This window comes from Lactobacillus sp. ESL0785, assembly GCF_029395455.1.
Lineage (GTDB): Bacteria > Bacillota > Bacilli > Lactobacillales > Lactobacillaceae > Lactobacillus.
Window position 1 is genome coordinate 427,688 of record NZ_CP113916.1, and the last position, 22,315, is coordinate 450,002.

At 36.4% G+C, this 22,315-nt stretch carries 22 protein-coding genes and 1 riboswitch; of the genes, 20 read left to right on the forward strand and 2 right to left on the reverse strand.

Features of this window, described 5'->3' with window-relative positions:
* Positions 1-29: 29 nt before the first annotated feature.
* From OZY43_RS02215 to OZY43_RS02240, 6 genes are all read left to right on the forward strand, one after another.
* Positions 30-2,090 carry an LTA synthase family protein gene (locus OZY43_RS02215; RefSeq protein WP_277165521.1) on the forward strand — a complete coding sequence of 687 codons (2,061 nt, stop codon included), beginning with the start codon at positions 30-32 and terminating at the stop codon, positions 2,088-2,090.
* 70 nt (positions 2,091-2,160) lie between these two features.
* Positions 2,161-2,394 carry a preprotein translocase subunit SecG gene (gene secG / locus OZY43_RS02220; protein ID WP_056970831.1) on the forward strand — a complete coding sequence of 78 codons (234 nt, stop codon included), beginning with the start codon at positions 2,161-2,163 and terminating at the stop codon, positions 2,392-2,394.
* Positions 2,395-2,466: 72 nt separating this feature from the next.
* A complete protein-coding gene (rnr, locus tag OZY43_RS02225; RefSeq protein WP_277165524.1) occupies positions 2,467-4,812 on the forward strand; it encodes a ribonuclease R in 2,346 nt (781 codons plus the stop codon).
* A 12-nt stretch (positions 4,813-4,824) separates the two neighbouring features.
* Positions 4,825-5,280 carry an SsrA-binding protein SmpB gene (gene smpB, locus OZY43_RS02230; RefSeq protein ID WP_277165526.1) on the forward strand — a complete coding sequence of 152 codons (456 nt, stop codon included), beginning with the start codon at positions 4,825-4,827 and terminating at the stop codon, positions 5,278-5,280.
* A 455-nt stretch (positions 5,281-5,735) separates the two neighbouring features.
* Complete coding sequence (locus tag OZY43_RS02235) at positions 5,736-6,392, forward strand: nitroreductase (RefSeq protein WP_277165528.1); 657 nt, start codon at positions 5,736-5,738, stop codon at positions 6,390-6,392.
* An 86-nt stretch (positions 6,393-6,478) separates the two neighbouring features.
* A complete protein-coding gene (locus tag OZY43_RS02240; protein ID WP_277165531.1) occupies positions 6,479-7,822 on the forward strand; it encodes a hemolysin family protein in 1,344 nt (447 codons plus the stop codon).
* A gap of 51 nt (positions 7,823-7,873) precedes the next feature.
* Here the strand turns inward: OZY43_RS02240 and hpt are convergent, their stop codons facing one another.
* Complete coding sequence (gene hpt / locus OZY43_RS02245; RefSeq protein WP_277165534.1) at positions 7,874-8,443, reverse strand: hypoxanthine phosphoribosyltransferase; 570 nt, start codon at positions 8,441-8,443, stop codon at positions 7,874-7,876.
* Positions 8,444-8,682: 239 nt separating this feature from the next.
* On the opposite strand from hpt, the gene OZY43_RS02250 reads away from it, so the two are divergent.
* The 12 genes from OZY43_RS02250 to OZY43_RS02305 all read left to right on the forward strand — a co-directional run bounded on the left by OZY43_RS02250 (position 8,683) and on the right by OZY43_RS02305 (position 19,694).
* Positions 8,683-9,765: a M42 family peptidase gene (locus OZY43_RS02250; protein WP_277165537.1), complete on the forward strand. Its 1,083-nt coding sequence runs from the start codon at positions 8,683-8,685 to the stop codon at positions 9,763-9,765.
* 98 nt (positions 9,766-9,863) lie between these two features.
* Positions 9,864-11,087 carry an MFS transporter gene (locus OZY43_RS02255; RefSeq protein ID WP_277165539.1) on the forward strand — a complete coding sequence of 408 codons (1,224 nt, stop codon included), beginning with the start codon at positions 9,864-9,866 and terminating at the stop codon, positions 11,085-11,087.
* Between the two features lie 183 nt (positions 11,088-11,270).
* Positions 11,271-12,113, forward strand: a complete 843-nt coding sequence (locus OZY43_RS02260) for an alpha/beta hydrolase-fold protein (protein ID WP_277165541.1) — start codon at positions 11,271-11,273, stop codon at positions 12,111-12,113.
* A complete protein-coding gene (gene pbp4b / locus OZY43_RS02265; RefSeq protein WP_277165544.1) occupies positions 12,106-13,911 on the forward strand; it encodes a penicillin binding protein PBP4B in 1,806 nt (601 codons plus the stop codon). Before OZY43_RS02260 ends, pbp4b begins: the two co-directional genes overlap by 8 nt.
* On the forward strand, positions 13,908-14,777 hold the full coding sequence (locus OZY43_RS02270; RefSeq protein ID WP_277165547.1) for a BadF/BadG/BcrA/BcrD ATPase family protein: 870 nt from the start codon (positions 13,908-13,910) through the stop codon (positions 14,775-14,777). Before pbp4b ends, OZY43_RS02270 begins: the two co-directional genes overlap by 4 nt.
* 36 nt (positions 14,778-14,813) lie before the next feature.
* Positions 14,814-15,143, forward strand: a complete 330-nt coding sequence (locus OZY43_RS02275; protein ID WP_277165550.1) for a PTS lactose/cellobiose transporter subunit IIA — start codon at positions 14,814-14,816, stop codon at positions 15,141-15,143.
* Positions 15,144-15,183: 40 nt separating this feature from the next.
* Positions 15,184-16,497 carry a PTS transporter subunit EIIC gene (locus OZY43_RS02280; protein WP_277165552.1) on the forward strand — a complete coding sequence of 438 codons (1,314 nt, stop codon included), beginning with the start codon at positions 15,184-15,186 and terminating at the stop codon, positions 16,495-16,497.
* Positions 16,498-16,518: 21 nt separating this feature from the next.
* Entirely contained in the window at positions 16,519-16,830 is a 312-nt protein-coding gene (locus OZY43_RS02285; RefSeq protein ID WP_277165555.1) for a PTS fructose transporter subunit IIA, read from the forward strand.
* Between the two features lie 66 nt (positions 16,831-16,896).
* Entirely contained in the window at positions 16,897-17,994 is a 1,098-nt protein-coding gene (locus OZY43_RS02290) for a MupG family TIM beta-alpha barrel fold protein (RefSeq protein ID WP_277165557.1), read from the forward strand.
* On the forward strand, positions 17,994-18,314 hold the full coding sequence (locus OZY43_RS02295) for a hypothetical protein (RefSeq protein ID WP_277165559.1): 321 nt from the start codon (positions 17,994-17,996) through the stop codon (positions 18,312-18,314). The genes OZY43_RS02290 and OZY43_RS02295 overlap by 1 nt, the downstream gene beginning before the upstream one ends.
* Positions 18,315-18,377: 63 nt before the next feature.
* A riboswitch (TPP riboswitch) is annotated at positions 18,378-18,466 on the forward strand.
* A gap of 48 nt (positions 18,467-18,514) precedes the next feature.
* A complete protein-coding gene (locus tag OZY43_RS02300) occupies positions 18,515-19,093 on the forward strand; it encodes an ECF transporter S component (protein WP_277165562.1) in 579 nt (192 codons plus the stop codon).
* A gap of 22 nt (positions 19,094-19,115) precedes the next feature.
* The gene (locus OZY43_RS02305) at positions 19,116-19,694 is read left to right on the forward strand and encodes an ECF transporter S component (protein WP_277166322.1); all 579 of its coding nucleotides are present in this window, start codon (positions 19,116-19,118) and stop codon (positions 19,692-19,694) included.
* 35 nt (positions 19,695-19,729) lie between these two features.
* On the opposite strand, the gene udk is transcribed toward OZY43_RS02305, so the two are convergent.
* Entirely contained in the window at positions 19,730-20,371 is a 642-nt protein-coding gene (udk, locus tag OZY43_RS02310) for a uridine kinase (RefSeq protein ID WP_277165564.1), read from the reverse strand.
* A 415-nt stretch (positions 20,372-20,786) separates the two neighbouring features.
* Here udk and scrK point away from each other — a divergent pair, with 415 nt between their 5' ends.
* Both scrK and OZY43_RS02320 read left to right on the forward strand, forming a co-directional pair.
* Positions 20,787-21,659, forward strand: coding sequence for a fructokinase ScrK (gene scrK, locus OZY43_RS02315; RefSeq protein WP_277165566.1), 873 nt, complete (start codon positions 20,787-20,789; stop codon positions 21,657-21,659).
* Positions 21,660-21,963: 304 nt separating this feature from the next.
* Positions 21,964-22,179: an immunity protein gene (locus OZY43_RS02320; RefSeq protein ID WP_277165568.1), complete on the forward strand. Its 216-nt coding sequence runs from the start codon at positions 21,964-21,966 to the stop codon at positions 22,177-22,179.
* Positions 22,180-22,315 lie beyond the last annotated feature (136 nt).

Here is a 22,315-nt window from a genome sequence, read left to right on the forward strand (position 1 = left end):
GTATATTAACGTGGTGAGAGGAGAAGGAAATGACACGGATCAAGTCTTTTTTGCAAAGGTTGACAGGAACCAAATTAGGCTTTTTCACTATTGTTTTAGTGACTTTTTGGCTGAAAACATACGCAATCTATTTAACAAAATTTAATTTGGGAGCAGTAGGAGCAACTCAAAATTTTTTACTCTTACTTAATCCATTACCAGCAGGCTTGCTTCTATTAGGAATTGGTTTATTCTTTAAGGGCCGCAAATCGTATTGGATTGTTATTGCAATTGATTTTGTACTGAGCTTATGGTTATTTGCTAACATTTTGTATTACCGTGAGTTTTCAAATTTTTTATCGTTATCAATTATTAAGACTTCGGGTTCAACTGCAGATAATCTTGGTAAAAGTATTGTTGGGATTACACACGCTACTGACTTTCTAACGTTTATTGATGTAGGTGCGATTATTTGTTTACTTTGTAGTGGCATTATTAAGTATGACTTACGACCATTTAAGTTGAAATTCAATCTATTATTAGAAGGATTAGCCGTAGTTTTAATTGGTCTTAACGTATTAATGGCACAAAAAGACCGTTCGGGTTTATTGACGCGGACGTTTGATAATAATTATATTGTTAAGTATCTGGGGATGAACGATTATGCTGTCTATGATGGCTTTAAGACTGCACAGACAAGTGCCCAGATGGCTAAAGCAAATGTTTCGGATTTGAGTTCGGTGCAAAAATATCTGCAGGCAAATTATGTTAAGCCGAATCCGCAATATACTGGTGTAGCTAAGGGGAAAAATGTCCTAGTTATTCACTTAGAAAGTTTTCAGCAATTTTTGATTGGGTATAAATGGAAGGGAAAGGCAGTTACGCCTAACCTAAGTAAGTTATATCATGCTAAAGATACTTTGAGTTTTGCTAACTTTTATAATCAAGTCGGTCAAGGTAAGACATCTGATGCTGAAATGATGTTGGAAAATTCGCTTTATGGTTTGCAATCAGGCTCTGCAATGTCGAGTTACGGCACGTCGAACACGTTTGAAAGTGCACCAGCGATTTTAAATCAGCGGGCTGGCTATACAACTGCGGTCATGCACGGTGGCGCTGGTTCATTTTGGAATCGTAATAATGCCTATAAGCAATTTGGCTATCAGTATTTTATGCCATTATCTTATTATCAAAATAAGCCGAAATATTATGTTGGCTATGGCTTGAAAGATAAAATCTTTTTTGATCAGTCAATTAAGTATATTGAACGTTTACCGCAGCCATTTTATTTAAAGCTGATTACGGTAACTAACCATTATCCCTATGACATTGATAAGAAAAACCAAACAATTGCAAAGACAGATACTGGGGATGAAACTGTTGACGGCTATGTGCAGACAGCTCATTATTTGGATCAAGCAATTGGTGAGTTAATGCATTGGCTGAAGAAAACAGGACTTGATAAAAAAACTTTAGTTGTATTGTATGGCGATCATTACGGTATTTCAGGTAATCACCACAAGGCAAGTGCACAATTGCTGAAGCAGGATGAATTTACGGATTTTGATAATTTGAAGTTTCAACGGGTGCCATTAATGTTTCATATGGCAGGCCTTAAAGGCGGCATTAGGAAGACTTATGGCGGCGAAATTGATGTTTTACCGACGCTGCTTAATTTATTGGGAATTAATAATCAAGGTACTATTCAGTTTGGCCATGATTTATTAAGTAATAAGGCACCACAGATTGTCGCCCAGCGTAATGGCGACTTTATCACACCGCAATATGCTAAGGTCAGTGGTACTTATTATGATACTAAGACAGGAACAGAACTTGTTGCGCCGAATAAAAAACTCAAATTGAAGTTAACGGCAATTTCCAACAAGGTAACGACGCAGTTATCTTTATCTGATCGTGTAATTGATGGTAATTTGCTGCGCTTTTACAAGCCAAAGTGGTTTAAAAAGGTTAAGGCACGTGATTATGACTATAACAAGGACAAAGCCTTAAAGAAGCTGTTTAAACCTGTTAAATCATCTTTGTGGTATCAGAATCATCGGAAATCAACGCAGTCTAAATTTAAGACAGATGCACCAGAACTTAAAAAATAAATACTCGAAAAAAGTCGACTTTTATGATAAAATTGATGAATAATCGTATCTGGATATTGGAGGCAGCGCATTGTACAATTTATTTATGACGCTACTAATTATTGTCTCGATTTTAATCGTGATTGCGACAATGATGCAGCCGCAGAAGCAACAGGATGCATTGAATGCCTTGTCAGGCGGCGCAGTTTTTAGTGGCCAAACGAAGAAACGTGGTTTTGAAGCATTTATGGAAAAAGTAACGGCCGTTTTGCTGGTTCTCTTTTTCGCTTTTGCTATCATATTAGCTTATTTGTCTTCAAAGTAAGTGATAGTTCCTCCCGATCAAACGATGGGAGGAATTTTTTTATATTTTTAAATAAGAAACGGAGATTAGTGCATGGCACAAAATGAAAAGATCTTAGCTAATGTTTTAGAAATCTTTCGCCGTAATCCCAAAAGTCAATATCAAGTAGAGCAGATTGATCGAATGTTGCGGCGAGATCGTCTAGGCAGTTTTTCAGATATTGTTAAGGCTCTTTCTTTTTTGGAACAAGAAAAAAAGATTATTACCGATGGTAATGGTCATTATCAATTGGCACAGGAAAATACTGAAGTTGAAGGGACTTTCAAGGCTAATGATAAGGGGTTTGGCTTTGTAAAATTAGAAGATGAAGAGACTGATGATATTTTTGTTGCTAGTGATTATACCGCCTATGCAATTGATGGTGATAAGGTTCGCGTTAAAATTACAGCTGGTGGTAATCCATGGAATGGTAAGGGACCAGAAGGTCAAGTTGAGGAAATCATTGAGCGTAGTCTCGAGACCTTGGTTGGGGAATTTCATCCTTTAACTGATGCGCAGGTAAAAATAAGTCATTTTGTTGGCTATGTTTTGAGTACCAATAAAAAGCTGCATAAGTACCGTGTTTATGTCGGTGAAGATGGTTTAAGACCGCAAATGGGTGATATGGTTAAAGTCACCATTGCTAATTATCCAAGTAAGGATAACCCTGATTCAATGGCAGGATTAGTTATTGATATTATTGGTAATAAGAACGATCCCGGTGTTGATATTATGTCAATTGTATCCGCTCATGATGTACGGACAGAATGGCCAGAAGATACGATGGCGCAGGCCAATGCTATTCCAGACCATATTGAAGCGCAAGAGCGTGCTAATCGTGAGGATATTACGGCTCAACCGGCAGTTACTATTGACGGCGATGATTCTAAGGACTTTGATGATGCCGTTGTTTTATGGAAATTACCTAATGGTAATTATCATTTGGGCGTTCATATTGCCGATGTTTCTCACTATGTGACAGAAAAAACACCACTTGATGAAGAAGCTTTTGCTCGAGGTAATAGTACATACTTAGTTGACCGCGTAATTCCAATGCTACCGTTTCGATTATCTAACGGAATTTGTTCATTGAATGAGGGCCAAGATCGGTTAGTTTTATCTTGTGAAATGGAAATTACGCCAGCAGGCGATCGGGTTAATTACCGGATTCATCCGTCGGTAATGCGGTCGCATGGACGTTTAACTTATAATAATGTTAATAAGGCCCTTGATCCAAATAACACTGAACAATTAGAAGAAAAATACATTAAATTGCGGCCAATGTTGCAAGACATGGCAGAATTGCATAATGCTTTATACAAAAAGCGCCATGAGCGTGGGGCAATTGACTTTGAAGAACCAGAAGCTAAAATTGTCGTTGATGAGCAGGGTAAACCAACTGATATTGTTTTACATGATCGTGGTACTGCCGAAAAAATGATTGAGTCATTCATGTTAATTGCCAATGAAACAGTTGCTGAAGATTTTTTCAAAAAGCATGTTCCCTTTTTGTATCGAGTTCACGAAACTCCAGATGGTGAAAGAATTAAGAGCTTCTTTGAATTTTGTAGTGCCTTTGGTTTGAATATTAAAGCTGATCCTAATCATGTAAAGCCGATTGATTTGCAGAAGGTTGTTGCTAAGACAATGGACACTCCTGAAGAAGCTGTTGTGCAGATGATGATGCTGCGTAGTTTGAAGCAAGCCCATTATTCTGAAGAAGCACTGGGTCACTTTGGGTTAGCTGCTAAGTTCTATACTCACTTTACTTCACCAATTAGACGGTATTCTGATTTAATGGTGCACCGCATGATTCATGCGTATAGTGACCAAGGAACTGGTAAAGAAGTGCAGCAACATTTTGCTAATTATTTGCCAGATGTAGCTGATCAAACTTCAACACAAGAACGAGTTTCTGTTGATACTGAGCGTGAAGTTAATGATTTAAAGATGACTGAGTATATGGCCGATCAAGTGGGGCAACATTTTGATGCGGTAGTTTCATCTGTTACAAGTTTTGGAATGTTTATTCAACTACCGAATACCGTTGAAGGCTTAGTTCATATTTCGAATTTAACTGATGACTTTTATAGTTTTAACGAAAAGAGTTTAACTTTAACTGGGCGTGGTACGCACAAACAATATCGAGTAGGGATGCCAATCAAGGTAACCTTAATTAATGCTAATGTTGAACAACATCAGTTAGATTTTGAAGTCTATGATCCTAACGCACCGAAGCATCCACATAATAGCCGTGGTAACAATAACCGGCGGCGCGGCAATCGCGGCTTTCACAATGATCATGGTCATCGCGGCGGACATAATGGTAATAGTCGTAATGGACATGGTGGTTTTCATAAAAACGGAAATCATCCGCATTTTAGTAAATATAAGCACTAGGGCAGATAACTGATGAAAGAAAAAAATGAAAACTTAATTGCTCAAAATAAAAAAGCGCATCATGATTATTTCATCAAGGATACCTATGAAGCAGGAATTGCACTAACTGGTACTGAAATCAAATCGGTACGCGCTCGTAGAATTACGCTGCGTGATGGTTATGTTCAGGTGATTAATGGTTCGGCTTTTTTAGAAAATGTGCATATCAGTGAGTATAAAGAAGGTAACCGTTATAATCATGAACCACTTCGTAGTCGTCGCCTGCTGTTACATAAAAAAGAATTAGCGCGCTTGGCTAAGGAACAGCAAGAACGTGGGGTTACGATTGTACCGCTTAAAGTATACTTAAAGCATGGCTTTGCCAAGGTTCTGATTGGCGTTGGTCAAGGTAAAAAGCAATATGATAAGCGCGAAACAATTAAGAAACGCGATCAAGAACGTGAACTTCGCCGTAAGTATAAAGTTTAAAATAGTAGTTTAATTAGTTTGCCTAATTAAACTACTATTTTTGTATATTGCGGCTATTAAAAAACGAAAAGAAGGAAAAGCAACTGTTTTGACTAATACAAACGAAAGTTATTTATTGAAAAAATAATAACATTAAAGTAATATTCGTATCTATTACGCCGATTAAACCAATTATTAACTTAATATTACTTAATTAAAAAAATAAGTAAAAATTATTTGTTATCTTTACTGATAACCTTTGCATTATTGCGCATTATTTATTAATATTATTAGTGTGTATATGACTGACTTAATTAATGGTAGTTCGTAATTTATTGCTTTTTTAAGGAATAGTTAGCGAATACCTATGTGGCGGAAAGGACTCTACCTGTGTTTGGTTTATTTATAAAGTTATTCATTTAATAATAACGAGTGTTTTAAATATGCTCAGTTTATATGTAAGGATTTGAATGGGAATGGAATTTAATAATGTATATAATCATGAACGTGTAACGCGTAAGTTTACTAATCGTAAAGTTAATGAAAAATTACTTGCTAAAATAATCAGAGAAGCACAGCAATCACCATCATTACTTAATTCACAACCATGGCGTATCTATATGGTAACCGGCGATGCACTTAGCGGTTTAAAGAAGGAAGTTGCCGAGCAAATCAAGAATCATATTAATCCCCATGAAGATTTTGCGACGATGTTGTCACTTAATTGGGATTCATATCCGAGTCAAAATATGGCAGCAGTTGGTGCGTCACAGCCATACTTTTTCCGCAATCGCATGGAATTGTTTACGCAAGCTAATGATACAATGTTTAACGCACAGGATGTTGCTTTTTTGACAATTCCGCGAACGTCACCTGCTTGGTCAGTTTTTGATTTAGGGATTTTTGCGCAGAGTATTATGTTGCTGGCACTTGATGAAGGATTGTCAGTAATGCCGGCACACTCGATGGTTTCGTATCCTGAATTGGTGCGTAAGTATGGTAAGATTCCAGAAAATGAGTTAGTGGGGATGGCAATTGGCCTTGGCTATAAAGATAAATCAGCAGAAGTTAATGATCCAAAATTTTATCCAGATCGATTACCATTTGAAAAAATTTATAAATTAGTTAAGTAAAATCTAGTTTTTGATGAAGAAAAAATGCTATTAATGCTAAAATATAAGTTATAAGATTTAATTTTTAACAAAAGGTGATCATAATTTTGAGTACAGCCCAAATACTTACTTACTTAATAGCGACTTTAGTAATTTTTATCTTTGCTGCATTCTTTGTAGCGGCTGAGTTTGCGTTAGTGCAGACTAGATCAAGCCAGCTAGAAGATATGTTAGCTAATAATAATGGCAACCGCCGCAAGGTGAAGCGTGCACTGCACATGGTGCATAATTTAAATGAATATTTATCAACTACCCAAGTAGGTACGACACTTGTTGGTGTCATTTTGGGTTGGTTTTCAGCAGATACATTTGCAGCTCTTTTTGCTAATTTACTTAATCTAACTAATCTGAACCATTCACTTATTCGTTCAATTAGCGCGTTACTAGGAGTGATTTTGTTAACTTACTTGGAAGTAGTAGTAACTGAAATTGTACCTAAGAATATTGCAATCGATATGCCTGTTAAAATGCTGCTGGAATTAGTAACACCATTACAATGTTTTCACACACTTGTTTATCCTTTTGTTTGGTTGCTTAATACTAGTTCTAATGGCTTGTTGAAAATTTTAGGCTTTGAACCTGCTGATGAAGAAAATCAGGTTTATTCACAATCCGAAATTATTAAGTTATCACGTAAGGCAGTTCATGGTGGCTCACTTGATAAGAATGACTTAACTTATATGAAGCGGGCATTTGAATTAAATGATAAGGTTGCCAAAGATATTATGACTGATCGTACGCGATTGATTGTGATTAATTCGACTGATACAATTGCGCAAGCATTGAAAACATACCTTAAAGAAGGCGCGAGCAGATTACCAGTTGTGCGTAACAATAATAAAGATGACATTGTTGGTTATGTTTATGCTTTTGATGTTGTGCAGCAGAGTCGCATTGATGCTCAGGTAGCCGTTACTCGGATCATTCGGACAATGATTACAGTTCCGGAATCAATGCCAATTCAAGATATTCTGCATTTAATGATCAAAAAGCATACACCAATTGTACTCGTAGTAGATGAGTATGGTGGAACAAGCGGTATCGTCACAGATAAGGACATTTATGAAGAATTGTTCGGTACTGTTAAGGATGAAATTGATGATGTATCCGATGATTACATTATCAAAGATAAAGAAGGTAAAATTCATGTGTCTGGCAAGACTACCTTATATGACTTTGAACGTTATTTCAGAAGTGATTTAAAGAGCTTTCAAAATAGTGATATCATAACAATTGGTGGTTATATGATGGAGCATTATCCAGATCTTAAAAAGGATGAAGCAGTTGAATTTGGTGGCTTTGAATTTAAACTTGACAGCATTGAACAGGGCTTTATGCGCTGGTTTATTGTGAAGCCATTGGCTAAGGATACCAAGCAAAAATCTGAATAATTTTGACTAACAAAAAAAGACTGCTTATATGAAGTAGTCCTTTTTTATTGCTTATTTGTTGTTAACAATTTTAATGATTTCTGGTTTTAAAACGCCAATGTAGCGGATATTGCGAAAAGCATTCATGAAATCAAGGCCGTAACCAACGACAAATTCATTACCAACTTTTGAACCGTAATATTCAATTTCAACGTCAGTAGCTCTGTTAGCTTCTTTATTAAGCAAAACGCAACATTTAACGCTCTTAGCACCACGCTTTTTAAGTAAATCCTTCATGTATTGGAGAGTTAAACCGGTATCAACAATATCTTCAACGATTAAAACATCACGATCTTTAACATCAGTAGTTAAATCTGAGACAAGCTCAACTTTACCTGAAGATGAGAATCCTTCGCCATAGCTGGAAACGTCCATAAAGTCTAATTCTTCTTCAACATCCATCTCACGAACTAAATCAGTTAAAAAGAAAATCGCACCCTTAAGAGCACCAACCACTAGTGGCTTTTTTCCGGCATAATCTTCGGTCAGCTGCTTACCTAAGCGGACACACATTTGATGAATATCATCCTCAGTAAATAATTTATGATCAATAATTCTATTAATATTGTCGTTTTTTGGCATTTATCTATCCTTCACTTCAACTAATTCAAGATTCCTAATACGTTTGATTATATCATTTTTTAGATGAAAAAGAAGGATGATTAGCACTTTTTAAGGGGGTTAAGGACTAAGACAATATTAAACTTCTGTAAAAATTAAAATTTATCGTTTTATCTGAAAAAATGATTAAATTGATTAAGGCACGCGTAAGAATCTTTGTTACAATGAAAGTAAATATTTTTAAGTGAAAGGCTAAGCAAATGAAAAAAGAACAAGAAATAAAGATGTTAAAGGCATTTTCGGATGCTAACTCAACTTCTGGCTTTGAAGAAGAATTTGTCAAATTGTTTACTAAGACAGTTAAAGATATTGCTGATGTTAAGGTCGACGGGATGTTGAATGTGTATGCAGCCAAAAAAGAGAATCAGGCTAATAAGCCCGTCATTCAACTTGATGCCCACTCTGATTCGGTTGGTTTTATTACGCAGGCAGTGCGACCGAGTGGTATGTTAAAGTTTGTGCCCCTTGGCGGCTGGGTGAAGTACAATATTCCAGCTTTGCGAGTTAAAGTGAGAAATCGTGATGGTGAGTATATTCCAGGTGTGGTTGCAACTAAGCCACCGCATTTTATGACTCAAGAAGAACGGAACAATGTACCTGAAGTTGCTGAAATGTCAATTGATGTTGGTTCAAGTTCTCGTGCAGAAACGATTAATGATTATAAAATCGATACTGGTTGTCCTATTTTTGTTGATGTTAAGTGTGAATATCATGAAAAGTCTGGTTTGTTTTTTGGTAAAGACTTTGATGACCGTTTTGGTGCAGCAGCAATGGCTGATGTCTTGGATAATTTAAAAGGTGAAGAGACTCCATTTAATGTTGTTGCGGCCCTGTCTAGTCAAGAAGAAGTTGGTCTGCGTGGTGCTTATGTGACAGCAAAAACAATTAAACCAGATGTTGGCATTGTGCTGGAATCATGTCCAGCAGATGACACTTTTACACCTGATTGGTTATCGCAAACAGCTCTGAAGCATGGTCCAATGATCCGTGACATGGATACTTCGTTTTTGCCTAATCCTAAGTTTGAACAATATGCTTGTGATCAGGCTGATAAAAATCATATTGCCTATACTCGTTCAGTTCGAACTGGTGGGGGTCAAGATGGCGCCGCAATTTATTATGAAAATGGGGCACCAACGATTGTAATTGGCATTCCAGTTCGTTATGAGCATTCGCCATATTGCTTTACTGCTTACCAAGATTTTAAGGCGGCAGTTGATTTAACAGTGGCAATTATTCGTGATTTAACTAAGGAAAAATTAGCCAGTTTTAGTCAATTTTAAAAATAATTTTTTAGTTGCAAAATATTAATAAACGAGTAAAATAAACTTTCAAAGAAATAATTAAGCGACAGAGAGCGCTTGTTTCGGAGGAATTAAAGATGAATATAATTAATGAGTACAGTCATGGCCTAACTAAGGAACAGAAGTGGACAATTGCGTCAACTTCGTCTGGTTTTATGTTGGAGAACATGGATGTACTTTTTTTATCGTTTGCGATGAGCTCAATTATTAGCGACCTACATTTGTCTGGTGGTGCTGCTGGGCTAATTTCATCAGTTACTAATTTGGGGATGCTAGTTGGCGGTATTGTATTTGGTATTTTGGGCGATAAAATTGGTCGGGTAAAGACCTTTAGTCATACTGTAATTATTTTTGCCGTAGCAACAGCTTGTATGGCATTTGCGAATAATCTTTACTTAATTTATGGCTTGCGGTTTTTGGCTGGAATTGGTGCTGGTGGCGAGTATGGTGTAGGAATAGCTTTAATTGCTGAAGCCTTTCCTAAAAATCAGATTGGGGAAATGACTTCAATTGCAGCCGTTGGTGGCCAAGTTGGTGCCATTTTTGCCGCTTTAATTGCAGCTTGGATTATTCCAACTGCAGGTTGGCACATGTTATTTTTAGTGGGAATTGTACCAGTTGTTTTAATTATCTTTGTGAGAAGACATTTACATGAGAGTAAGCAGTTTTTAACAGTTAAAGCAGAAGAAAAGGGCTCATTATTAGTTAATGTTGCGCAAAAAATGTTTGCTTCTGCTCGACTTGCTTGGCAAAGTATCGGATTAATGATCATGATGACTGTGCAAATTGCTGGATATTTTGGCTTAATGAATTGGTTGCCAACGATTGTACAGAAGCAGTTACACTTAAATGTGGCTAATTCAAGTTTGTGGATGATTGCAACAATTGTGGGAATGAGTATTGGCATGATGACTTTTGGAACGATTTTTGATCATTTTGGTCCGCGACGCGCATTTGCAATTTTTTTAATTGGGTCTGCAGTCATGGTATACACTTTGAGTTTAGCGAATAGCTTACTCAGCTTGTTATTAATTGGGGCAGTGGTCGGTTTCTTTTCTAACGGGATGTTTGGCGGCTATGGCGCGGTTATCAGTAGGTTATACCCAACAGAAATTCGTTCAAGTGCTAACAACATTATTGTTAATATTGGCCGAGCAATTGGTGGTTTTTCTTCGGTAATTATTGGCATTTTAATGGATCACTACAACTTAACGGTAGTGATGGGCTTTTTGTCTAGTCTGTATGTCATTAGTTTGCTAATTATGTTTAGCTTGCCCGGATTAAAGAACTTAGCAGATTAGTGTAGTTTGATTTTAATAACATAAAAGTTCATAGTTGCGTAGTTGCAGCCGTGAACTTTTTTAAGTTATAATTAAAAAATCTCGAAAGATTATTACAAATTTTACAGAAAAATATGGTAACATTGTTTCAGATATAATACAATTTATCTGTAAGCGATTACTAAGAAAATTATCGAGATAATAATGATGACAAATATACATAATCGAATTGAAACCAAGAGTCAAGTTATAACTGACATGTTTTATTCATCTAAATTAAATTTGGATTGGAATTATGATGTTTACTTGCCGGCAGGCTATGACAAAAATAATCCTGGCGGTTACCCTGTCTTGTATTTATTGCATGGCTTGGGTGGTAATCATCGTAATTTGTTAGAACGATTTGATTCCCAACAGATGCTAGATCAGCTGATTGCTGCAAGTGGTGTAAAGCTGATTGGCGTGTTTGTTGATGGCTTCAATTCTTTTTATATTAATGGCCAAGCTGGCGGGATGCAGATGGAAGCCGCAATTATGCAGGATTTGTGTTCGTTAATTGAACATAAATATCGGATAAAATCTGAAAAGGCAGCTCATATAATCGGTGGAATTTCGATGGGCGGTTATGGTGCTGCCCGATTAGCCTTAAAGTATCCTGATTATTGGAGTAAGGCGATATTACTGTCACCAGCTGTGTGGCGGGATTTACCTGAAGATAATCAATTTCGGCAGACTTTGCATGCTTGGCAGAATGAAGAAGAATCGTGGTCAACTAAGTTATATAACGCAACTTTTCCGACGGCTTATCTTAATTCGCAAAGTAAAGAAAGTAGTTTTTATGTAGAAACAACGGCTAAAGATACAGTTGTTCCAGTTGCTGATGTTAGAGATTTTGTTCAAAAATTACGGCAAAATCAGGTTAAGGTTAAGTTCGTCGAAGATAATATTGATGATCATAATTGGACTTATTGGGCTAAAGTAGCTCCTAAGGCTTATAGTTGGGTAATTGCGCAATTAAAAAATAATGGTGAAGCCAAGCATGATTGAATTTATCGCACTTGAAAGTGAACCACACGGCTCTTTTCAACAGGATATTACTTATCCTCAAGCAGTACCAGCAGTGAACTTAACAACGGCGCTTCTTAACTTGCAAATGCAAACTTTTCAGTCATATTTTGGCCAAGGAGTGCTTTATCTAAGATTGGCTGCAACGGCGACTAAAGATAAATTATTGATTAATGGTCAACCGTTGGAACTTGCGGCTTTACCAGCTTTGGTTTGGGTAAAGGTTGATATTAGCAGCTATACAATTAACGGGGTTAATAAGTTGCAAGTTGGTTTAAATACCGTTAACCAAAAGCTGCAGCTTAAAATTCCTTACCCAGTTTTAGTGGATCAGACAAAGCAATATCAGAAAAATAATGGCTTTAAGTTAATTGATACGTTAATTGAAAATGAAATTGCAGCAGGCTTTCCGTCAGCACAATTAGTAGTTATTCATAATGGTGCAATTGTGAAGCAGAAGTCTTATGGACGGGTTAATCGCTATTCGCAAACCGGTCAGATGTTGACAGCTGCACCTAGAGTAACTGATGGAACACTTTATGATATTGCTTCTAATACTAAGATGTGGGCTACTAATTTAGCTTTACAAAAATTAGTTTATGAGCAGCAACTAGATTTAAAAGCGAAGATTGCTAGTATTTTTCCTATCTTTAAGGATCAACCTGACGATCAGATTAAGGGTAAAAATGATTTGACTGTTCAAGACTTGTTGGAGCACCAGGCTGGATTTCCAGCTGACCCACAGTATTTTGATAATCATGATCCACTGGCTGCTAGGATTTATACCCAAGATCGGAGTCAAATTTTAGCAAAGATTAGTGCGACACCATTAAGTTATCAGCCGGGTACAAAAACAATTTATTCTGATGTTGACTACATGCTTTTGGGATTAATTATTGAAAAAATTACTGGTCAACGTGAAGATGAATATGTTTTTAAGAATATCTATGAGCCATTAGGATTGCTGCATATTACTTTTAATCCACTTGCACATGGCTTTAATCGTGAACAGATTGCAGCAACTGAACTTGACGGAAACACTTTTGCGGGTTGTAATTATTTTAATCATGTTCGAACGAATACAATTCAAGGTGAGGTGCATGATTCTAAGGCTTATTACACAATGAAGGGTGTTAGTGGTCATGCTGGTCTGTTCAGTAATGCAGCTGATTTAGCAGTTTTAGCTCAAATGGTACTTAATTATGGTGGCTACGCGCGACAACAGTTCTTTGACTTGAATACTTTAGCTGAATTTGCTAAACCCAAATCTGCTGATCCAACTTTTGGCTTGGGTTGGCGGCGGCAGGCTGATGATGGTTATGCACGAATTTTTTCTAACCAGCCTGGATCTAATACAATTGGGCATACAGGTTGGACAGGCACGGTGACATTAGTTGACTTTCAACGTGAAATAGCAATTATTTTGCTGACTAATAAGCGTAATTCGCCGATTATTAACCAGCAGACGAAGGATTTTGCTGGTAGCCATTATCTAGTGGGCAAGTACGGTGACCTAATTAGTTTAGTTTATGCGGCGCTAGATGAAGATAGTGTTGCAGCTAATGATCAAAAATTATGGGATCTATTGCGATCAAAGTATATTCAGATCGTAATCCAGCCTGCAGCAGCTGTTCAAGCTGATAAGCAGGATTTAGCGGCTCTGTATCAAACTGTAATTGATCGTGCTCAGAGTAATCACGATATTTGTCAATTGCTTCAATCATCATTAGGAATAGAGATTAAGCAGTTTTTAGCTGAAGATTTAGGTGAAAAATCATGAAATATCGAATTGGTATTGATAGTGGCGGTACGCATATTGTTGCTAGCAGCTTCGATGAGCAGGGGCAATTACTAAAGCAGGTGACAGCTGGTCCGGGGAATATTTTTTTGGATCAGACAGGAACAATTAGGCGTCTGCTGGAGGTAATTAATGAGTTAACGGCTGCATTGGGTAAGGCTGACTGCACACGAATTTTAATTGGCATTGCTGGTCTTGAAACTAATGGTAATGTGCACGAAGTAACTAGTGAACTACAGAAGCAGCTGCAGCTTAAAGTTGAATTAGTTAGTGATGCACAATTGGCATTAATTAACGGCTTGCACGGACAAGATGGCACTTTGGTAATTGCTGGAACAGGTTCAATTGTTTATGGCACTTGTCAGGGACAAAGTTACCGCTTCGGTGGTTGGGGCAACTTGCTGGATGATGCTGGCAGTGCTTATAAGATTGCGGCAGCTGCAACGCAAATAGCATTGCGACAATATGATCAGGGAAAAGAAACAACTCTGGGAAGCTTGCTGTTGCAACTGACTAAAACAGCAACAATGCCGGCTTTAGTGAAAAAATATTATCAATTAAGTCGTGAAGAAATTGCTGCTTTTGCGAAAGAAATTGCAGTTTTGGCTGCAAGTGATCATTTGGCTGAACAGGTAATTACCCAACAGGCAGCAGCTTTGGCTGTAGAAGTTGTGGGCTTGTTAGAGCGTTATCCGCAGCCAATGCCGAAGCTGCTAGCTTTATCTGGTTCAGTTTTGACTAATAACCAGCAATTTAGAGTAACCTTGTTAAGACAAATTAAGCAGACTTATCCACAAATTCAAGCACATATTGTTACTGATAATAATAGTTGTGGTGTTTTATATTAATAGCAAGTAGTAAAATTAAGAAAGAAGGTGATGCCAATGGACGGAATTGAACAGGTTGCTTTTGAAATGATCAGCAATACTGGTGAAGCCAGATCGTTATTGATGAAGATTATTGATGATGCAGATAAAGGTAATTTTGATAATTATGAAGCTGATTTTAAGAAAGCTAATGACTGCTTGAAAACAGCACAGAAGGTGCATTTGAAGGTAATTAGCTCTGAAGCAGATCAGAAGAAATTACCTTTTAGTATTCTATTAGTTCATGCCGAAGATCAAATGATGGCGGCAGAGTTGATTCGCGATTTAGCTCAATATATTGTTAATATTAATAAGCAACTAGTTGAGCTAAAAGAAAAGGAAAAATAATTATAAAAATTAATTGTATTCACTTATGAAGGAAGTACATATGAAATTTAATTCAGAAAAAATAGCTAACGGAATGGCATCCTTAGCTGGGAATCGTTATTTTACTGCTATTCGTGATGGGATGTCGGTAATTATTCCGGTATCAATTGTTAGTTCATTTTTTACGTTGGTAGCACAGCTGCCAACATTGATCCCAGCATTAAAACCAGCTTTAACGCCATATTTAGCTGATTTAACAATTCCAGTAACATTTTCAATTGGGTTAATGGCGTTGTTTTCTTGTTATGCAATTGCTGCAAGTTTAGCTAAAACTTATAAGCTGGATCGTAATTCAACCAGTACAATTGCAACGATGGTTTTCTTACTATTAGCAATTAAGCCAGGAACAATTACGCCGCAAATGGCTAAAACGACTGGAATTGCAGCTGGTACGGTTTTCCCAGCACAAAACTTTGGTGCTTACGGGTTGTTTACCGCAATGGTAGTAGCCATTTTATCAGTTGAAGTTATTCGTTTCTTTAAAAAGCATAACTTAGTTATTAAGATGCCGGATGTTATTCCGCCAGCTGTTTTAAATGCTTTTACTTCGTTAATTCCAGCTGCAGTTTTAATTATTGTAGCTTGGTTTATTAGAGTAGGACTTAATTTTGACTTTAATGCCTTCTTAATGCAATTATTGTCACCATTAGCTTACTTTGGTAAAGATAATTTGATTTCCGTATTAGTACCAATCTTCTTTAATTCACTGTTTTGGATGTTCGGTATTCACGGAGCTATTACGTCAACACCAGTTGTCCCATACTGGTACGCACACTTGAATGCAAATATGGCTGCTATTGCTCATGGAGCAACTGCTGCAACTGTGCCACACTTTATGACTGAACAATTCTTGCAATTCTTCGTTTATATTGGTGGTTCTGGTTCAATTTTGGCACTTTGTATTTTATTAGCTTTCATGTCGAAGTCTAAGACTGGTAAGGCAATGGGAGCAGTTGTTTTAGTACCAAGTATCTTTAATATTAATGAGCCAATTATTTTTGGTTTGCCAATTGTGTTAAACCCTTACTTTGCAGTACCGTTTATTTTAGCGCCAATGGCTGATGGGATTATCACTTGGGCAGCTACAGTAATGGGACTATTAAATAAAACAACGTCAATGGTTCCATGGCCGCTTCCAGCACCAATTGGTGCCTTTCTGGCTACTGGTTATGATTGGCGGGCAATTATCGTTACGTTAATTAATATTGCGGTTTCTGCTTTGATTTACTTCCCATTCTTCAAGATGTGGGATAAGCACCAAGTTAAGATTGAAGCTGAAACAGCTGCTGAAGAAGCTCAAGCTGCAAAGGCTTAATTAATTTTAGGAGGATACCTGATGAAAATTTTATTATCATGCAGTGGTGGAATGAGTTCATCATTGATTGCTACAGGTCTTGAAAAAGAAGGTAAGAAACGTGGTCAAGATGTAATTGTTAAGGCTACAGGCACTGAAAATGTCGCTGATGATTTGAGTGCTGACCAATATGATGTTGTCTTACTGGCACCACAGGCTGTTTACCGTAAGCAAGCAGTTGCAGATGAGGCTAAGGATCATAATATTAAGTTTGTTATGATTCCGCGAACAATGTATAATCCTCTAGCTGCGGGTAAGTTGCTTGACCTAGTAAATGAAGAATTGAAAAAATAATTTGTAAAAAGCACTTCAGCAGATATTGGTGAAGTGCTTTTTGTTAAAACGATAAGGAGAAATTTTATGACAATGCGACATATTGGGTTATCCATTTATCCTGATCATAGTGATGCCCAAAAAGACGAGCAATATTTATTGCTGGGAGAAAAGTATGGCTATACCCGAATTTTTATGAGTATGTTAGAAGCTAAGGATGTTGAAGCAACTAAGAAAAAGTTTCAACATATTATTCAGTTTGGTAATAAGCATGGCTTCAGTACAACTTTGGATGTGTCACCCCGGATTTTTAAGCAATTAGGAGTTTCATATACTGATTTATCATTTTTTAAAGAGTTAGGTGCTGCAGCAATTAGGCTTGATGAAGGGTTTGATGGTAAGACCGAGGCCGAATTGACTTATAATCCTGAACAGATGATTATTGAATTAAATATGAGTAACAATACGGGCTACTTAGATAATATTTTAAGCTATCAGGCTAATGAACCGTTTATTTATGGTTGTCATAACTTTTATCCTCAAGTAGGTTGCGGCCTAGAAGACCATTTCTTTGAGGAATGTAGTAAAAATTTTAAGAAGCATGGTATTCATACAGCTGCGTTTGTTTCTAGTCAATGTGGTAAACATGGTCCATGGGATGTGAATGATGGTTTGCCAACACGTGAAAACGACCGATACTTACCGATTGAGGTACAGGCTAAGTCATTATTTATGACTAATTTAATTGATGATGTCATTATTGGTAATTCATATGCTAGTGAAGATGAATTACGTCGGCTGAGCGAATTAGACAGATATATGCTTTCTTTTGATGTTGATTTGTTGCCAAGTATTAGTCCATTAGAAAAGCAAATTTTGTTAGAAGATAAGCATTTTCGCCGTGGTGATAGCAATGCCTTAGTAGCTCGTTCAACTATGCCACGAGTTTGGCATCGTGATGAAGCTAATCCTGCTCATGATAATCAAGAACAATTTCAAGTCGGCGATATCTTAATTGGTAATGATGACTTCGGGATTTATAAGAATGAGCTACAAGTTGTTTTACAGCCGCATAGTGATAAACGGAAAAATAAGATTGCTGCAATTAAACCAAGCGAATTGTCATTACTCAAATATTTGCGGCCGTGGACTAAATTTAAGTTTGAAAGCCATCAGGATGAATAATGGGTACTGCTTTAGTTATTGTCGTAGTTTTGCTGGTCTTGTTTTTAGTAGCTCTTAAATTGGTCGCGCAGGTTTATCGCGCGGGTTATCGCATTTACAGTATTCTTCTTGAAGTAATCAGTATTGTATTGCTAACAATTATTCTGGTTTATTGCAAAAATAAAGTTGTACTTATGTTAGCGATGGTTATCTTTGCCTTTTGCTGTATGGTCTTTTTGATTGCCTTTAGTCGTAATTTTCAGGCGACAATGAAGGGTGAAGGCAAGGGAATAATTGCTAAATGGATTCGTAAAACAACTACCAAAAATAAAAAGCATTAATTAAGCTATATTGGGGGATTTTTTTATAGTAATGATTGTGCTATACTATATCTAATTTATAAGTAACGTCACTAGGGGTGCTGATAGCTGAGAAATACCCTTGGAACCTGAACAGGACAATACCTGCGTTAGGGAAGTGTTAATACAAGCATTTAATTTGTACTCCTTGCTGACGTCATAGTTAGTTAGGAGTATTTTTTATGTTCACAAGATCATCCAAATGGAATGTGAAGTCGATTATTTTGGTGGCTTTAATAGGTATTATTATGGGTATCATTTATACATACGGCTTTAATTGGGCTTATAACTTAGTTAAAATGGCGTTATTGCCAACCGGTTTTGCGCCAGTGACAGATACTGTCTTTTCTGGTTTATGGTTAATTGCAGCGCCATTGGCTATGTACTTTGTCCCTACTGTAGGTTCAGGTACAGTTGGGGAAGTCTTAGCAGCAATTGTTGAAATGGCGATTGGTGGTCAATGGGGTGCAATTACCGTTGTTTCTGGCTTAATTCAAGGAGCAACCAACGAGATTGGCTTTTTCCCGAAAAAAGAACGTTACCAACAATTTACGTGGAAAAGTGTTATGACTGGAGCATTTTTTGCAGGACTAGGTGCATTTATTCCAACTTATTTCTTATATGGTTGGAATAAATTTAGCATAACTTTGCAAGTTGTCATGTTTATTACTGACATTGTTTCTGCACTTGTATTTGACGGGGTTTTGGTAAAGTTGATTACCAACTTATTTGATCGTGCTTTGCGGCCGCGCTTAGCGTAAATTAATTTGAATCTGGCGAATGATGTTTATTAGATTTTCAAAATGGAATATTAAAGCAATTATTTTTGTTGTCTTAATTGGGATTTTATTAGGTTTTATCTACGAGTTTGGTGTTGATAATTTATATAATTTAGGCAAAATCTTATTGGTACCGACAGGCTTTGCACCAGCAACGGATTCTATCTTTACAGGGTTATGGCTAATTGCAGCACCGTTAACCATGTACTTTGTTCCCTTGCCAGGGGCTGGAATAATTGGTGAAGTTTTGGCTTCTGTGGTTGAAATGCTGCTAGGTGGTCAATGGGGCATTATGACAATAGTTTCTGGCTTAGTTCAGGGAGCGACAAATGAAATAGGTTTTTTCCCGAAAAAAGAACGATATCAAAAGTTTTCGTGGAAAAGTGTCTTAACTGGAGCTGTTTGCGCTGGCATTGGTGCGTTTGTTAGAAGATACCTTGTTTATGGTTTAAATTATTATTCGTGGCAATTACAACTTAGTATTTTTTTAATTGATCTTTGTTCGGCCATTGTTTTTGATGGCATTTTGGTTAAGTTGATTACTAAGTTATTTGCACGAGGATTAAAACCGAAAATTAAATAATAAAAAAAGCTACGATTAATATCGTGGCTTTTTTATTATTTTTCTTTTTTTCCTAAAATAGCATGTACCTTAGTTGTCAACATATCGATTGCAACGTCGTTTTCGCCGCCTTCGGGAACAATAATGTCGGCATAACGTTTAGTTGGCTCAATGAATTGATGATACATTGGTTTAACTGTACCTAAATATTGCTCAATTACAGAATCAATTGAGCGACCACGATCCTGAATATCGCGCTCGAGTCGTCTAATGAAACGGATATCATCATCAGTATCGACATAAACTTTGATATCCATTAAATCACGAATCTCCTCACTGGCTAAGACTAAAATTCCTTCTAGAATAATAATGTCAGCGGGTTCAACATGGATTGTTTGCTTGCTTCGAGTGTGTTCTTTGAAGTCGTATACAGGCATTTCAATTGGTTGGTAATTAAGCAGATCATTAATTTGAGCTTTTAATAGGGGAATATCAAAGGCATCGGGATGATCATAGTTAATCGTCATTCTTTGGCTCATTGGAATTCCAGTATTATCTTTATAATATGAATCTTGCGTCATAATCAAGACATGCTCATTTTCTTGCATTTGATCAACGATTTTATGGGCAATGGTTGTTTTTCCACTGCCTGAGCCGCCAGTAATGCCAATTACGACGGGTTTTTCAAGTTTAGACATTAGACTCTCCTTTTTTATCACATAATATTTTACTTTAGTTTTTATCGGAATACCACTAAAAAAAGATTAAAGTGAAAATTTATTACATTCTCTAAGGATTACAAGTGAAAGAGTAGCTAGGTAATTTATTATATAAATTTACAGTTGCAATACTTTTATCTTATTTAAAAACTTGAATTGATAATATATAAGCGCTAACATAATTATTATATTAGATAATAAAAATGAAAAAAGGCAGTATAAAAAATAATTTTGAAGAGATGGGAAATATTAAAAAGAAAATTGACTTTTATGAAATAGGTGTTCTATATCAGAATGAACTGAGCAAAAACATGCTCATGATACAGATTTTAGACAATATACGAGTAAGTAGAGATTATAGTTATAAATTACAAGCAATTAAGGAGAAAAAACTATGTTATTAGGCTCAATTGAAGCCGGTGGTACTAAATTTGTATGTGCAGTCGGTAACGAAAATTATCAAGTTAAGGATACAATTACTTTTCCAACAACTACTCCAGAGGAAACTTTACAGAAGACTGCGGATTATTTTAAGCAATTCACTGTTGATGCAATTAGTGTTGCCTCATTTGGTCCTTTGGAAATCCGTCAAACATCGCCTAAATATGGTTATATTACGACAACCCCTAAAAAAGGTTGGCAGGATACTGATTTTATTGGCTTTTTGAAAAAACAGGTTAATGTGCCAATGTTCTTTACAACTGATGTTAATGGCTCAGCTTATGGCGAATATGTGATGTCGTTATTGTCAAACGAAGATCTTGATTCATTGGTTTATTACACGATTGGTACTGGTGTCGGCGGCGGAGCAATTATTAATGGTAAGTTAGTCGGTGCATTAGGTCATCCTGAGATGGGGCACGTTCTACTTAAGCGTCATCCAGATGATCTTGATTTTGCTGGAGTCTGCCCATATCACAAAGATTGTCTTGAAGGCTTAGTGTCAGGACCAACCTTTGAAGCAAGGCTGCATCAAGCGGGACAGAATGTGCCATTGACTGATCCTGTTTGGGATATTATGAGTTATTATGTAGCTCAGGCTGCGTTACAGGTAACCCTAATTTTGCGACCAGATAAAATTATTTTTGGTGGCGGCGTAACAAGTGAAAAGTTCTTACAAAAAGTACGACGCGATTTTGCTAAGATGTTAAACGGCTATGTTGATATACCAGATTTAACCAAGTATATTGTGATGCCAGCAATTGCTAATAATGGCTCAGCAACTGTGGGTAACTTTGCTTTGGCTAAGCGATTATTAAAGGAATAAATCGCTGATAAAATAATTGGGATGGTATGTGAGAGAACTTTGTACGTTTCCTAGGTGTCTTTAATAGTAGCAAAATTAAAACGACAGATTATTTCTGTGGTTAGTCTGGAAACAGGAAAAAGTATACCGATAATTATTGGTAATATTTTACTTAATAAAACATAATATATTTACAGCTATTTAAAAATACAAGTTCGTAATAAATAAAAGCATAAAAAATGTAATAAATAACGTTGTATTGCAAAAGCAACTGCTTAAGCTTAATATAAAACCAGCAATATTTATAATGTAAAGGGTGATATAAATGAGTAATACGTTAATTGGTCTAATCATGGGAGTAGTATGTATTCTTGCTGGGTTATGGGAATTTTATGCTTTTCGAAAGCATTTACAGTTTATTCGGACTAATGGTAATAAGGAAACTTCTACTTTTTTGTTGAATTCTTATTGGTTTAGTATTGTTTTCAGTGTTTTATTTTTTATTGCTGGTGTAATTTGTTTGCTAAAGATATTGCTGTAATTAATGAATAAGTAAAGCTTCTTAGAGCGATACGTCTAAGAAGCTTTTTTAGTTAATATTTGGTCTAGTTAGTAGTATGGGACTGATCCAACGTTTATTTTTAGCCTTGTAAACAATTTAATATTTAAATTGTTTA